Genomic DNA, 14,142 nt, shown 5'->3' with positions numbered 1-14,142 from the left:
GATTATTATTTGATTAGCGGTAACAAAATAGATTTGGGAAGCCCAAGCCCCCATGGTGCCCCTATTATAGCAAAATATTCAGAAGATTTAAACAGGAGAAAAAGGGCTTAACGGCTTTGTATCTTAGGGTTTAATCCGATGGAGCATCCGTGGGAATGGGATGGCCTCGCGGATGTGTTTGGTGCCGGCGACGAAGGTGACCATCCGTTCGATTCCGATACCAAAGCCACCGTGAGGGACGGAACCATATTTACGCAGGTCCAGGTAGAATTCGTACTCGGACTTGTCCATTTCCAGGGCGTCCATCTTGGCAACGAGGGCATCGTAGTCATCTTCCCGCATGGAACCACCGATAATTTCCCCATAACCTTCTGGAGCCAAGAGGTCGGCACAGAGGACCCGGTCAGGATTGCCAGGGACTGGCTTCATATAGAAGGCCTTAAAGCTGGCTGGGTAGTTGACCACGAAGGTTGGGACACCAAAGTAGTTGGAAATCCAGGTTTCATGAGGGGAGCCAAAGTCGTCCCCATGTTCCAAATGCTCGTAATCGGTATCCGGATCATTTTCATGCTCCTGCAGGAGGTCAATGGCATCATCGTAAGAAACCCGTTTGAAAGGCTTGTCGATGTAGCTCTTAAGCAGGTCTACATCCCGCTCCAAGATTTCCAGAGCATGAGGAGCCTTGTCCAAAACGCCTTGAATCAGAGCCTTGACATAGGCTTCTTGTAGGTCCAGTGACTGGTCGTGATTGAGGAAGGAATACTCCGCATCCATCATCCAAAACTCGGTCAAGTGACGGCGGGTCTTAGATTTTTCAGCCCGAAAAACAGGTCCGAAGTCAAAGACCCGGCCCAGAGCCATAGCACCCGCTTCAAGATAGAGCTGACCAGACTGGCTGAGGTAGGCTGGGGTTCCGAAGTAGTCGGTTTCAAAAAGTTCGGTTGAATCTTCTGCCGCATTTCCTGACAGGATTGGGCTATCAAACTTGATGAAGCCGTTCTTGTCAAAGAATTCATAAGTCGCATAAATAATAGCATTACGGATTTGCATGATGGCCATTTGCTTGCGAGACCGCAACCAGAGATGGCGGTTATCCATGAGGAAGTCTGTTCCGTGTTCCTTAGGGGTAATGGGATAGTCGTGAGACTGACCAACCACTTGGACATCGGTCACATCCATTTCGTAGCCAAACTTAGAGCGGTCGTCTTCCTTGATGGTCCCTGTAACTAGGACAGAAGTTTCCTGGCTCAGGTGCTTGATTTGGTTGAATTTCTCCAGTCCTGCTTCTTGGCCATACTTTTCGATGAAGTTTGACTTGAAGGCAACACCTTGGAAAAAGGCTGTTCCATCTCGCAATTGGAGGAAGGCTAACTTCCCTTTACCGGACTTGTTAGCCACCCAGGCTCCAATGGTAACTTCCTGACCAACATGGTCTTTAACATCAATAATTGATATGAGTTCTTTTGACATGAATTTTCTCTTTCTTTTTTCTACTTCTTATTTATGGGCGGGACTATTGTCCTCAAGGGTAATTTTGCTAATGACACCATTTTGGCAGTCAAGGGAGATAATATAGTTTTTGGTGAGGGAGGCATATCTTGCCTTCTCGTTGACATATTTATAATCTAGATGAAACTGATTTGTCATATTTTCTAAGTTACACCGAGTGCTGAAAATCAGGGCTTTGAAAACTTCTACTTAACGAACCTTTCCACTGTGTCACAGGGGATTACATCCGTTCACTTTTACTTATCGCCATGGCAAACAGCTTCAATATTATTGCCATCTAGGTCAAGTAAAAAGGCTGCGTAATAATTGGCATGGTAGTGTGGACGAAGCCCAGGTGCACCGTTATCTTTTCCACCTGCTGCTAGACCGGCTTGGTGAAAGGCCTCTACTTCTGCATGTGTCTTAGCATTGAAGGCAAAATGCATGGGGGCTTGCTGACTAGCGTTTAACCAGAAATCACCACCTGGATCTGTGCTGCGTTCATCGCCAAAACTAACGGTGTATTCATTATTAAATCGCAATTCATAGCCTAGCGGAGCAAGCGTCTTTTGGTAAAAATCTTTTGAGGATTGTAAGTCTTTCACCTTTATTCCAAAATGATCAATCATAATAATCTCCTATTCACCTTTCATAAAGACCTTTAGACGGCGGACAGCCTCTTTGAGGGTGTCCAAATCGGTCGCATAACTGAGGCGAACATTATCAGGTGCCCCAAAGCCAGCTCCCGTAACCATGGCCACGCCCGTTTCTTCTAGGATAGCGGTGGTGAAGGCCGTCACGTCATCGTAGCCCTTCAAGGCCATGGCTTCCTTGACATTAGGGAAGAGATAGAAGGCCCCCTGAGGCTTGACTGTGGTAAAACCAGGAACCTCATTGAGCAGAGGATAGATGGTGTTGAGGCGTTCCTCAAAAGCCTGGCGCATGCTTTCAACTGTGGACTGGTCGCCCGTGAAGGCTTCGATAGCCGCATATTGGGAAACAGTTGTCAGGTTGGATGTTGTCTGGCCGATAATCTTGGCCATAGCTGCGATAATCTCAGGATTACCAACAGCAAAACCGACCCGCCAACCGGTCATAGCGTAAGATTTAGCTACCCCATTGACCACAGTAGTTTGCTTTCTGATGGCCTCGGATAGGGTTGAGATGGGTGTGAATTTGGCTCCATTATAGACCAGACGGCCATAGATATCATCTGCCAGGATGAGGATGTCGTGTTGGACAGCCCAGTCCCCGATGGCCCGCAACTCGTCAGCCTCATAAATCATCCCTGTTGGATTGGAGGGACTATTTAGGAGGAAGACCTTGGTCTTATCGGTTCTGGCTGCTTCCAACTGCTCGACCGTCACCTTGAAGTGATTCTCTTCCTTGGCGGGAACGAAGACTGGCTGACCTTGAGCCACCTTGACCTGATCGGCATAGGAGACCCAGTAAGGGGTGGGAATGATGACCTCGTCACCAGGATTAAGGACTGCCATGAAGAAGGCATAGAGGACAAACTTCGCCCCTGTTCCTGCTACTACCTGGTTGGGCTCTACGGAGTAGCCATAGAAATTTTCCATGTAGCTATTGATGGCAGCCTTGAGTTCAGGTAGTCCAGAAGCCACTGTATAAAAAGAAGCTTGTCCACCTTGAATGGCCTTGATGGCAGCATCTTGGATATTCTTAGGCGTTACAAAATCGGGCTGTCCCAATGTCAGGCTAAGAATATCACGCCCTTGAGCCTTGAGTTCCTTGGCTCTTGCTCCTGCTGCTAGAGTGACACTTTCCGCCATTTCTAAAACGCGATTGGATAAATAAGTCATAAGCCCTCCCTTTGAATTAAATCACCAGTTTTAAAGTCGATGAGGTAGTATTGGCTACCGGAGCGCACTTCCCAAATGGGCACGCCCTTGGCCATCCCAAAGGTTGTCTTTTGAATGGTCTTGGCACCATTAGTCTTAGCCACCTTCTGGGCATCCTTTGCTGTAAGGCCTTGGTCAGCCTGGTAAACGTAGACCTGACCAGCATGCTTTTTATTGATGGTCACCATAATCTTTTGGCCCGACTTATCCTTGCCAAAGACCGTGTAGAAGACCTCATGGCCATTATATTGCTCGACATCGCTAATGGCGCTAATATTGGCATACTGCTTGGCTGTCCGAATAGCCTGATTCCTCGCGTCTCGGTGAGGCTTAATAGCTCCAACCAAAAAAATAGAAACAAGGGCGCCAATAAGAATTAAAACTGCCAGAATACTGATAAAATACCGCCAAAAATGGCCTTTTTTAGGCTCTTTCATACTACCAACCTTTTCAACTGTCAATCAGTTAAGGAAAGAGGCCATTAAAATGGCTCTATTTCCTACGGCAACCACTAGGGTGGCTTGCCTAAACTTCTTACTAAGTCAGATTTTCGAGCGTTATCGGCTCTCTAATCTGACTGTCGTTATTATATCAAATATTTTTGAAAAATTGAGCCACTTCCGCCAATATTCTTGCAAATTTCCCTTCTGCTAGAGGGAACTCTTGGGCTAGGGACTGGTATATCTGATGACCATACCCTTTCGTCAAGACCCGCTTGTCCAGGATTAGGACAGCTGACATCTGATCTTCTCTACGTTTGCTGCGACCGATAGCTTGTTTGAGCCGCAAAATAGTTAAAGGGAGGCTGTAGTCATAAAAAGGATGTTTGCCTGAAGCAGTCAGTTGCCGATTGACCTTCTTAATGAAGGGATCCTCTGGATTATCAAAGGGTAGACGGGTAATGACTTCAATCAGGCCATCCTGACTGGCGAAATCCACCCCTTCCCAGAAGGAGCCCGTTCCCAGAAGAATGTTAGCCTCTCCCTTGTCGAAACGCCGTTTGACATTGGCTGCCGGGCCATTCTTATGCTGACAAAGGTGGGCTAGCCCTGTCTCATCTAATTTTTCAGAGACGTCAAACATGGGCTTCTTGGCGTTGAAAAGAACCAAGATAGGTTTCTTGAGTTGGGCTAAATCCAGTAATCTCGCTACAATCTCCTGGGCGTAATTCTGGGCAGACAAGTCAGGAATACTTGGCATGGAGCTATCCAGCCAGATTTTTTGGCCACTATGAGACTCTCGGGCTAACCGCAAATAGTCATAAGCCTCAAAACCTAGCAAGTCTGGTAAGGAAATCCGAGCACTAATTTCTAGGGTAGCAGAGATAAAATAAGTCTTTTGGGTCTGAGGTAGGAAATCACGAAAATTCATAAAGTCCATCCGAGCACTATTTAACTTAGTTATCCGGTGCTCTGCTGCCCAATCTTGGCTAAGCCAGAAGTCAGAGAATACCGGTGCAAAAGCATCCTTTAGCTCTCTAAATTCAGGGTTATCCAGCTCAGCCAAGTCTTGACTAATCTGCTTGACCGATTGCTTGGAAAGGTTGGCCTGATGATTCTTGTAATAGCCCTGGACTAGATTGGATAATTCAAATTGCAGACTCTCCAAAATTCTACCCTGCAAGTGGCTTTCTGGATTTTCTAGGCCAGCATGAATTTCTTTCATCACTTTTGTCAAATTGACCTGGCGGCGGGAAAACTGTTCTAAATTCAAGAAGAGTTTCTGCGCCTCATCAACAATCAAAACCTGGTCCTTAACGAAGTCCTTATCATCCTCAACTCGAGTCAGAAAATAGGCGTGGTTGGTGATAATCAGACGAGACCGCTTGGCCCGCTCATAAGACCGATTCCAAAAATCACAATCCCAAAAAGGAGACTTTTTACTGAGTTCTCCGTCATGGCGAATTTGGTCAAAGTAGGTTTCAAAGCGCTGCTTCTGCTTGATTTCATCTAGGTCACCGGTTTGCGTTTGCGTTAACCAGACCAAAAGTTGCATCTTGTAGCGATTGACCAAGCGGTTGCTGTCCTCCTTAGCTAGGCTGGCTGCGAAGGTGTCTAGTTTAATATAGTTTCTGGGGCTCTTGAGACTGTGGAGATTAATATGGAAAACCTGGGCCAGTTTTTTACCCTCTTGCTCCATAATTTGGTCCTGGAGGACCTTGGTGGGCACCGTGACAATAATTTTTTCATCCTTAACCTTACTGAGCAAGGTCAAGAGATAGGCATAAGTCTTGCCCAGACCAGTCTGTGCTTGGATAAAGAGAGGCGTGGGCTGGTCATAGTACTTGGCTAATTCAGCCGCAAAGTCCTCCTGCTGGGGTCTCTTGTCTAGGTCTAGGAGGGCCAGATTGGTTGCAAAATCAGCCGATAGCCGGCGCTCCTCAAGCAGGGAAACTTCCTTCCTTACAAGGATATTTTGTACTTCTACAAAGTCATCCGAGCTGTTGAGTGACATGGTCTGATAAACCTCTTCAACTAGGAGACGGGATTCATAGAGGAGGTAGTCGGCAAAGTCCAAAATACGCTCAACTGTCAAACGAGGGAGGCTAGCAATTTTTTCTTGCAGACTAATCAATAATTTGGCCGTCGCATAAGCATCTGCTATGGCTGTGTGGGCACGCTTCAAATCCAGTTGCAGATGCCAGGCCAAATCCGACAGGCGGTAGCGCTCCAGAGTTGGAAAGAAAACCTGGGAGAGCTCCACCGTATCTACCCGCGGGGTCTTTAGCTCATAGCCCTCTAAAAAGAGCTGTTCTGCCAAGAGATTGGCATCAAATTTAACATTGTGGGCCACAAAAATGCAGTCCTTAATCAGGGCAAAAATGTCACCGGCAACCTGAGAAAAATCAGGGGCCTTTGCCAGCTGCCGATCGGTAATACCTGTCAGGTCAATAATATGTTTGCTCAAAGCTTCATGAGGGTTGACATCGGTTTGGTAGGTCTGGACGATTTGACCCTGGTCAACGATGACAATCCCAACCTGAATAATCTGAGCCGCTGTCGAAGCACTGGTCGCTTCTAAGTCAACAACGGCATACTTTCGTCCAAGTTTCTTGTCAGTCATAGTGCTTCTATTATAGCATGAATAGGTTGAAAGTGGATAAGGGCTGAATCACAGAAGAATACAAAAAAGCTGGAAAAGTAAGTTCCAACTCTAAAGATAAGACCAAATTTTCCAGCTCATTTAACACGCCTAAGTAGCAGTAAAATTGCACACCACCATCAACGACAATCGTTTGACCAGTAATGTAATTCGAGTTCAAATTCGGGTCAAGGCCAGCATTATTCAAAAAAACAGTTAAATCCTCAAAATGTTCGATAACTTTTCCAACAGTTGCTTCTACTTGGTCTTGTTGACATCGGTAACAACAAAGGTCAGTTCAGGTGATAATTTCCCAACCGCCTCCTTAACCGTTTCTTCATCCTAGTCATGGATTCCAATCTTAAATCCATCCTTGTACAACCGTTTAGCAATAGCAAAACTAATTCCCCGACTGGCACCCCTAACAATGGAAACTTTTGTCATAAAATGACCTCCAAATTTTGATGGCACTATTATAGCCTTTTATTGTTATCAACAAGAAAAGTCTTACAGAACCATCAAAAGAATGATTTTCTGGTTATTCTAATTCTATTTAGTTTCCTTGCTTTCTATGCTATAATATGGGCAAATACTAGATGGGGGAAAGCTATGAGACGGACCAAGCTCAACAATTATTATCTGGAGATGGAAGAACACTATCTGCACCTTCCTTACTATGATGAGGAAAGGCGGATTCGGGTTCTCCTGCCTAAGGACTACAACAAAGAGGACTGGGCTAGCTACCCCGTTCTCTACATGCATGACGGACAAAACATCTTCTATAGTAAGGAATCCTTTTCTGGTTATTCTTGGAAGATTATCCCGACCATCAAGAAGCACAAGGAATTACCCAAGGTTATTATCGTTGGAATTGATAATGCCGAAGGGAACCGTCTCAATGAGTACGCACCTTGGATGACCGATGTTGGTACCACTCCTGAAACAGCTAGTGTGGGCGGTGATGGTATGGCCTACGGCGAATGGGTTATCAATACAGTCAAACCCTTCATTGACAAGACTTATCGGACCAAGCCTGACCGGGAGCATACCCTACTGGCCGGTTCTTCAATGGGAGGTATCATCACTGCCTATATGGGAGCTGCCTATCCAGAGACCTTCGGAGGCCTAGGGGTCTTCTCCCTAGCTTCCTGGTTCAGCGAACGCGATTTTCTGCGTTATTGCGACAGTCATCCCTTAGACAAGGAGACAAACGTTTATATTCAAGTAGGGACCAAGGAAGGAGACGAAGTTGATGAGGCCTTTGCTCCCAATATGAATCAGGCCTACATTGATTGCAGCCTCCACTACTACCAATCTTTGCTCAAGTCGGGCAGTCCCATGGACAAGATTGAATTGCGGGTTATGGCGAATGAAATCCATCACGAAAAGTATTGGGCCGACCATTTCTTAGAATTCTTGGAATTTACCTTGAAAGAATGAGGAGCGAAGCCTTTATGTAAGAGCTACAACTCGTCACACTAAATCTGGCATTTGAAAAAGAAATTCTAGCCTACAAGTCTGAGTTTTCTCGTGAGCACATGTATGGCGGGGCAGGTTTACAAGAAATAGATAATTTAATCGAATGGCTGGAGCATGTTCAGAAGGCTTCATCCTATGATACTTGGCAGAAAGAGCAGACTCCGTCTTCAACCTATCTCTGCATTCGTCAGTCAGACCAAAACATGGTGGGCATCTGCAACATTCGTCATAAGCTCAACCAAGAGCGGCTGCTTAATGTCACGGGACACATCGGCTATTCCATCAGACCAAGTGAGCGACAAAAAGCCTATGATTGGGGTGTTTTAGTATAAAATGACGATTTACGGTAAGGACGAGATTGCTAATGACCTCATTATAGATATCAAGCAGTCTGTTCTTGCTTTTCCTAATGTTAACTATATTAAAAACAAAATTTTTCATAATTTGGACATCATAAAGGAGAAGACCAAATAGGTCTTCTCGCGAATAGAGCTTTTTTTTCACCAGAGTTGATAAATAGCCTTTTTATTGAGTAAGGTGCTTAAATCCTTCCATCTTCTTCAAGTTTCCCAAGGAAATAGGGCATTTGTTGCCGCCACCAGGGCCAGTCATGGGCAACGTCATTGCCCCAGTAGTCAAACCAACCTGGAATAGATTTGTGAGAGAAGGCTTCTTCTAACCGCATGGTATCCGCGATATGAGGGCCTTCCCAGTCCCCTTGCCCAACCGACACAATATAAGCATTTTGCCGGTAGCGATCCAAGAACCAAGGGTCTTCTTGATTCCAGAGATAATCAATCGGTGAGTTGTAGTAGACAGCAGGGTCACCATAGTATTCTCCCGTAAAGAAGCGGGCATCATAGACGCCTGACTGGGCTACTGCAATATCGAAGAGATCTGGATGGCGGAGAGCAAAGTTGATGGCATGAAAGGCTCCCATAGAGCATCCAGTCGCCATCATTGGTCCCTGCCAGTTGGACTCATAACGAATCAGGGGCACCAACTCATTGACGATATAGCGGTCATAGGCCTCGTGGGCCAAGGCCATATCATGGGGTGATTTGCTCTCACAGAGCCAAGACTCATTGTCAAGCGAATCCGGTGTATAAAACTTAACCAGACCTCGGTCAATAAAATCCTGACAAGCCTCAATCATGCCAAAGTCTCCGTATTCATTTTGGCTACCGCCTGATGAGGGAAAGACGATGATGGGTTTTCCAGCATGACCATAAACATTAAAATACATCTTGCGGCCGAGTTCCCCCGACCATTGACTTCTGCTTTCAAAATGCATAATAGATACTAGCAGGTGCTCCAGGGAACTCCTGCCTTTTCCTTCCAATTTGTTAAGGAAATAGGTCATTAAAAATGTCTCTATTTCCTACGGCAGCCACTAGGGTGGTCTGCCTAAACTTCTTACTAAGTCAGATAATTGAGCATTTTCGGCTCACCTATCTGACTGTCGCAATTTGTTAAGGAAATAGGTCATTAAAAATGTCTCTATTTCCTACGAGGTGAGACAAAAATCTTCACCCTGTTACTTTTTCAACATCAAACAGTTTGACGCAGTGGTTGATTGGTGATGAGTGACTTGACACTTTAGTGCTTAGTCACTCACATGCCAGTGAAACGGCGGTAAAGTACTTGTTCCCTTCGGGACAGGTCCAACAGTCTGGGGGCTGTTGGAGAAATCCAAGTCAACTGTGTGGGGGTGGGAAAGAAATAGTCTGGGGATAGACTATTTCTTCCCGAACCTTGAAACTAAAGAGTGAGGTAAATCAATTTCTTCGAAATGACGATTTTTGTCCCACTCCCTAAACTTCTTACTAAGTCCGACAAGCGACCATTATCGGCTCGTTTATCGGACTGTCGCTAAATTTTTAAGCCTTTTCTTGGGCGTAAGCAACTAATTCTCTGAGCTCATCCATTGTTTGGGTTCTAGCCAAGATGCCGACTTCTCCCATGATTTGGGCAAAGACACCTGGAACCGACTTGGTCAAGATAATCTTGTCACCAAAGTGGGCCTCAACATCCTCAACAGAATGGGCATAATTGCGATTGGCCTTGCGCGAGATATAGACCACATTGTAGCGGTGTTGAATGTCCGCTGTAAAGTGATTACCTCGCACAACTTTGGCATACTGGTCAAAGATATCAAAGTCATCCGCATAGTTCCACATATCAATGGTCAAGCCACCTGGTGGCCGACAGTTGATTTCAAGAGCCATCAGGTCTTTAGTTTTCTTAACCCGGAAGAATTCAAAGTGGAAGAAACGTTCCTTAACATTAAAGGCCTCGACACATTTCTTGCCCAGTTCAATCAACTCTGGCGAGAATTCTCTTGGGACATAGTAGAACATATCATTATCATGGTCCAAGGTATCTAGGACAGCCTCCGAGTATTCTAAACCGGAATAAAAGACAATATTGCCATCATGGTCGGTCAGACCATCGAAGGTGATAATGTCCCCATCAATAAATTCTTCCATAATGTACTCAACACCTGGACTTTGATGGCCGAAAAAGTCTTCCAATTCTGCCTCAGACTTAATCTTATAGGTGTCAGAAGCCCCAACCCCTGAGTTGGGCTTGATGATAACTGGAAAGCCCAGTTCCTTGGCCAATTGGCGAGCCTCATCATCGCTGTGGAAGACCTCACCACGGGCCACCTTGATACCAGTTTGGCGGAAGATCTCTTTCATCTGCCGCTTGGTCTTGATGGACAACATATCATCATTTTTATAACCAAAGACATTGAAATCTGTCCGCAAGTGAGCATCCAATTCCAACCAGTATTCATTGTGGGATTCAATGCGGTCAATCCGACCATACTTATGGGCAAAGTAGGCCACCGCCCGATAGACCTGGTCGTAGTCCTCCATATTATCCACACGGTAGTATTCCGTCAAAGCAGCCTTCAAGCTATCTGAAAGTTCATCATAAGGGGTGTCCGCAATTCCCAAGGTCTTGAAACCATTGGCCCTTAGGCGATGGGCAAAGGGTTCAAAGTTAGTTGGGAAATGAGGGGAAATCATCACAAAATTTAAGGGTCTTGTCATTTGAGCCTCCTCTATTTATCGTTACTCCTATTCTATCATCTTTCAAGCTGTTTTGACAGACTTTTCTGAAAACTTCCCAAAGTCGGCTACAACTTTCCCAAGGACATTTGCCTTCCCCTGCGTTATAATAGGGACAAATCTATCCATTGAGGTCAATCACCCATGAACATTTATAGTATTAAAAATCAAGTCGCCCTAGAAAACACCTATATCTTGGAAAATGACCAGGCCCTCTTGGTCATTGATCCTGGTAGCAATACACAAGAAATTCTAGACAAGTTAAAAGAGCTGGCCAAGCCAGTCGCAGCAATCCTCCTGACCCACGCCCACTACGACCACATCATGAGTCTGGATGCCGTCCGTGATGCCTTTGAACAAGCTCCAGTTTATATTTCAGAAAAAGAAGCTGGCTGGTTGACCAGCCCAGTGGATAACTTGTCAGGCCTGCCCCGCCATGACGATATGGCCGATGTGACAGCCAGACCTGCCAACCACTTCTACCGCAATTACCAGTCTTATGATTTGGTTGACTTCACCTTCAGCGTCGTTCCAACGCCAGGCCATTCCTGGGGTAGCGTATCACTGATCTTCAAGGATGAGGCGGTCGTCTTTTCCGGCGATGCCCTTTTCTGCGAGACTATCGGCCGAACCGACCTCCCAACCGGCAATCGCCAGCAACTCCTTGACTCCATCCGCCAGGAACTCTTCACCCTGCCCAACCACTATCAGGTCTACCCCGGCCACGGCTTTGACACCACCATTGGCCACGAGAAGAGCTTTAACCCGTTTTTTATTTGTGATAGAGACTGGAGATAGACGCACTTCATAAGCACTGCATCCATACTCACAGAAATAGGTCATTATGGGAGACTATGTATAAAAAGTTGCGATATCTAAAAGATGATTGATTATCATCTTATTTCTGTATCATCATTATCAAAATATGAATAGAAAAGAAATTCTCTAATTTAGAAGTATTAAATCTTGCTATTACTTGGGTTAAATAATTGTCCTACATTCGCATAGATAAGACGTTTACGCTGACCTGTCAACATCCAGATAGAAAATAACGAAGAAAATAGGAACAGATAAACATCTTGAGGCGTTAACAGATCACCGACAGACATCGCTGCCATCGTAGAAGAACCACTACTGGAAAATGCTAAAAGATCAATAATCGCGTGGAAAAGGATAACCGTCCACAATTTACCCGTATAGAGATAGATAACAGAGAAAGCTATCCCCACTGCAGTAGCAAAAATCACTTGGGAGGTAGTGGCTACTAAATCCTGTCCCTTAATAAGATTGCCAAAATGAATTAGACCAAATAGAGCTGAACTAATAAAAATAGCTAGGGGGACTTGATACTTGTGGTTACGCCAGAAATGAAGTAATGATAGAAGAAAAATATAGCGACAGACGATTTCTTCTCCAACCCCAGCTCGTAAGGCAGCGAAGGTAAGGGGGAGTGTTGGTTTAAAGTCACTAAAGTCAAAAACAAAGAGAGCTTTTAGCCAATTTTGATCTATTGAGAAAGCATTGAGGAAAGAAAAATAGAGAACAAAAAGGCCTATCAAGCTGACTGTCCAAACCGATAATTTTTTAATAGGCCCCCAGTCACAAGAGCCAAATCCTAATTGCCTCATCAAAAAAAGGGCAAAGATGACGTAAGCCAAAGCATCCCAAAGACCACTAGAAAAGAGGTCTTGGAGAAACTGATTTCCTAGTTTTTGTCTCGTTAATGCTACCATAGGAGGAGTCCACAAGAACCAGATATAACTGAATAGGAGTCGATTGACTAGGGGAGTAAAAACTGAGAGTAAATTATAAATTACCGGCAAGAGTGTTACTAAGGTGTAGAGTGCCAAGACTAACACAAGAGGTAGACTGTGCAGACGTTGACCTAGGAAACTATAAATAGTGCTTGAGACTACAAGATAAAACAGCGCTTCTATCCACCGAAAGACTAGAATTAGTTTTGTCAATCGCTTTTCTAGCAAAGTCAGACTAGCCCCCATTAACATGGTAAGGATTAAGACTGATGATATAAGGAGCCTTCCTATATCTATATTTCCAGCTGTTATATTGGCAAAAGCAAAGATGATAATAAAAACAAAGTATTGAGTGATATACCACCACTTCATAATTTTTTTCATAGGCATTGGCCTTCTTTCTAATGAGAATAATACTCGAGCAGTCAAGATATTTTCTTGACCTACTTAGCTTACTTAAAAAGCGAAGAAAAACCAAGCAAGCCTTTTGTTACATATTGATTTTATAAGGTTCGCAAAGCTTTTGTTATTTTAATCAGAGAAATTTTAGAGGGAACTTTACAGTACTTGTCAATTTAGTTGACAAGCAAAAATAAGCTAAGATATTAAATATCTTAGCTTATTTTGAAATTTTATAATTGTCTGTGAAATTTTTAAGCAACTTCTACTTTGGTTCTAATGGACATCCTTATAGATATTCTTTATATTATAACGAACGTACTGTTTGGTTAAACGCCAAATTTTTCGGGTTAATAAAAAGAGCAAAGGTAGAAGAATAAGACCGATTAATGCAAATAGGGTTGAATTGAAATAAGGATGACCTGGGTTAAATTCTTTACCTGCTATAATAATCTGAAGTTGCACTTGACTACTGGTTCTCAAATCTAGTAAGGCTGTTATCAGTGGCAGGAAGACAAAGAAAATAGACATAAACCAAGACATAAATAGAAAGACTGACATCACAAGATAGGCAAAGCTAACAAAGAAAACATTAAAGCAAATAACACCGAACAAAGCGTAAAAATTAATCTGCTTTTTAACTTGAGAAGTATCTAATAAAAAATAGGCTACTTCAACCTTGTAAAGCTGGCTCAAATCCTTCAAAACATAGATATTGGGAAGATTTTTTTCCTGTTCCCAACGCGATACTGTCTGTCTAGTGATAAAAAGCTTTTTAGATACCTCCTCTTGGGTTAGACCTGCATTGATTCTAGCTTGTTTCAAACGTTTTCCTATTTCCATCTTGGCCCCTTTGCTGCCTATTGTTTGTTAAAATTAGCATTTTTCTAGGTCACTGTCAAGAGGCTTCTATGTTAGTCGCTTTATCTCTTGAACTCCTAGCTTTTTAGCTAGGAAGGGCTTTTTAAAATTAAACAATTCGATATTATAGTTGAAATTTCC

At 44.1% G+C, this 14,142-nt stretch carries 13 protein-coding genes; 3 read left to right on the top strand and 10 right to left on the bottom strand.

The annotated features are described in order from the left end of the window. Positions 1–123: 123 nt before the first annotated feature. The 6 genes from asnS to BS63_RS1000000111630 all read right to left on the bottom strand — a co-directional run bounded on the left by asnS (position 124) and on the right by BS63_RS1000000111630 (position 6,875). A complete protein-coding gene (gene asnS / locus BS63_RS0102155) occupies positions 124–1,470 on the bottom strand; it encodes an asparagine--tRNA ligase (RefSeq protein ID WP_028798412.1) in 1,347 nt (448 codons plus the stop codon). 275 nt (positions 1,471–1,745) lie between these two features. Continuing rightward, positions 1,746–2,117, bottom strand: coding sequence for a VOC family protein (locus BS63_RS0102150; protein ID WP_002961032.1), 372 nt, complete (start codon positions 2,115–2,117; stop codon positions 1,746–1,748). A gap of 9 nt (positions 2,118–2,126) precedes the next feature. After that, positions 2,127–3,311, bottom strand: a complete 1,185-nt coding sequence (locus BS63_RS0102145) for a pyridoxal phosphate-dependent aminotransferase (protein ID WP_002961031.1) — start codon at positions 3,309–3,311, stop codon at positions 2,127–2,129. After that, positions 3,308–3,787, bottom strand: coding sequence for a cell wall elongation regulator TseB-like domain-containing protein (locus tag BS63_RS0102140; RefSeq protein ID WP_002961029.1), 480 nt, complete (start codon positions 3,785–3,787; stop codon positions 3,308–3,310). Before BS63_RS0102140 ends, BS63_RS0102145 begins: the two co-directional genes overlap by 4 nt. A gap of 154 nt (positions 3,788–3,941) precedes the next feature. Beyond that, entirely contained in the window at positions 3,942–6,413 is a 2,472-nt protein-coding gene (locus BS63_RS0102135) for a bifunctional DnaQ family exonuclease/ATP-dependent helicase (RefSeq protein WP_002961069.1), read from the bottom strand. 360 nt (positions 6,414–6,773) lie between these two features. After that, entirely contained in the window at positions 6,774–6,875 is a 102-nt protein-coding gene (locus BS63_RS1000000111630; protein WP_002961071.1) for a hypothetical protein, read from the bottom strand. Between the two features lie 165 nt (positions 6,876–7,040). Here BS63_RS1000000111630 and BS63_RS0102125 point away from each other — a divergent pair, with 165 nt between their 5' ends. Then, the gene (locus tag BS63_RS0102125) at positions 7,041–7,871 is read left to right on the top strand and encodes an alpha/beta hydrolase (protein ID WP_002961073.1); all 831 of its coding nucleotides are present in this window, start codon (positions 7,041–7,043) and stop codon (positions 7,869–7,871) included. Positions 7,872–7,969: 98 nt separating this feature from the next. After that, the gene (locus BS63_RS0102120; protein ID WP_002961077.1) at positions 7,970–8,242 is read left to right on the top strand and encodes a GNAT family N-acetyltransferase; all 273 of its coding nucleotides are present in this window, start codon (positions 7,970–7,972) and stop codon (positions 8,240–8,242) included. A gap of 209 nt (positions 8,243–8,451) precedes the next feature. Here the strand turns inward: BS63_RS0102120 and BS63_RS0102110 are convergent, their stop codons facing one another. Beyond that, entirely contained in the window at positions 8,452–9,204 is a 753-nt protein-coding gene (locus BS63_RS0102110; protein ID WP_019778096.1) for an esterase family protein, read from the bottom strand. Positions 9,205–9,790: 586 nt separating this feature from the next. Further along, the gene (locus BS63_RS0102105; protein WP_002961363.1) at positions 9,791–10,969 is read right to left on the bottom strand and encodes an ATP-grasp domain-containing protein; all 1,179 of its coding nucleotides are present in this window, start codon (positions 10,967–10,969) and stop codon (positions 9,791–9,793) included. 162 nt (positions 10,970–11,131) lie between these two features. Between BS63_RS0102105 and BS63_RS0102100 the strand changes: the two genes are divergently transcribed. Then, positions 11,132–11,785 carry an MBL fold metallo-hydrolase gene (locus tag BS63_RS0102100; RefSeq protein WP_002961361.1) on the top strand — a complete coding sequence of 218 codons (654 nt, stop codon included), beginning with the start codon at positions 11,132–11,134 and terminating at the stop codon, positions 11,783–11,785. Between the two features lie 161 nt (positions 11,786–11,946). Here the strand turns inward: BS63_RS0102100 and BS63_RS0102095 are convergent, their stop codons facing one another. Together BS63_RS0102095 and BS63_RS0102090 are read right to left on the bottom strand one after the other, a co-directional pair. Then, positions 11,947–13,125 carry a CPBP family intramembrane glutamic endopeptidase gene (locus BS63_RS0102095; protein WP_002961359.1) on the bottom strand — a complete coding sequence of 393 codons (1,179 nt, stop codon included), beginning with the start codon at positions 13,123–13,125 and terminating at the stop codon, positions 11,947–11,949. Positions 13,126–13,416: 291 nt separating this feature from the next. Continuing rightward, a complete protein-coding gene (locus tag BS63_RS0102090; protein ID WP_002961358.1) occupies positions 13,417–13,983 on the bottom strand; it encodes a helix-turn-helix domain-containing protein in 567 nt (188 codons plus the stop codon). Between the last annotated feature and the right edge of the window lie 159 nt (positions 13,984–14,142).

The organism is Streptococcus sobrinus DSM 20742 = ATCC 33478 (assembly GCF_000686605.1).
GTDB lineage: Bacteria > Bacillota > Bacilli > Lactobacillales > Streptococcaceae > Streptococcus > Streptococcus sobrinus.
This window is presented reverse-complemented; position numbering and strand designations above follow the sequence as displayed.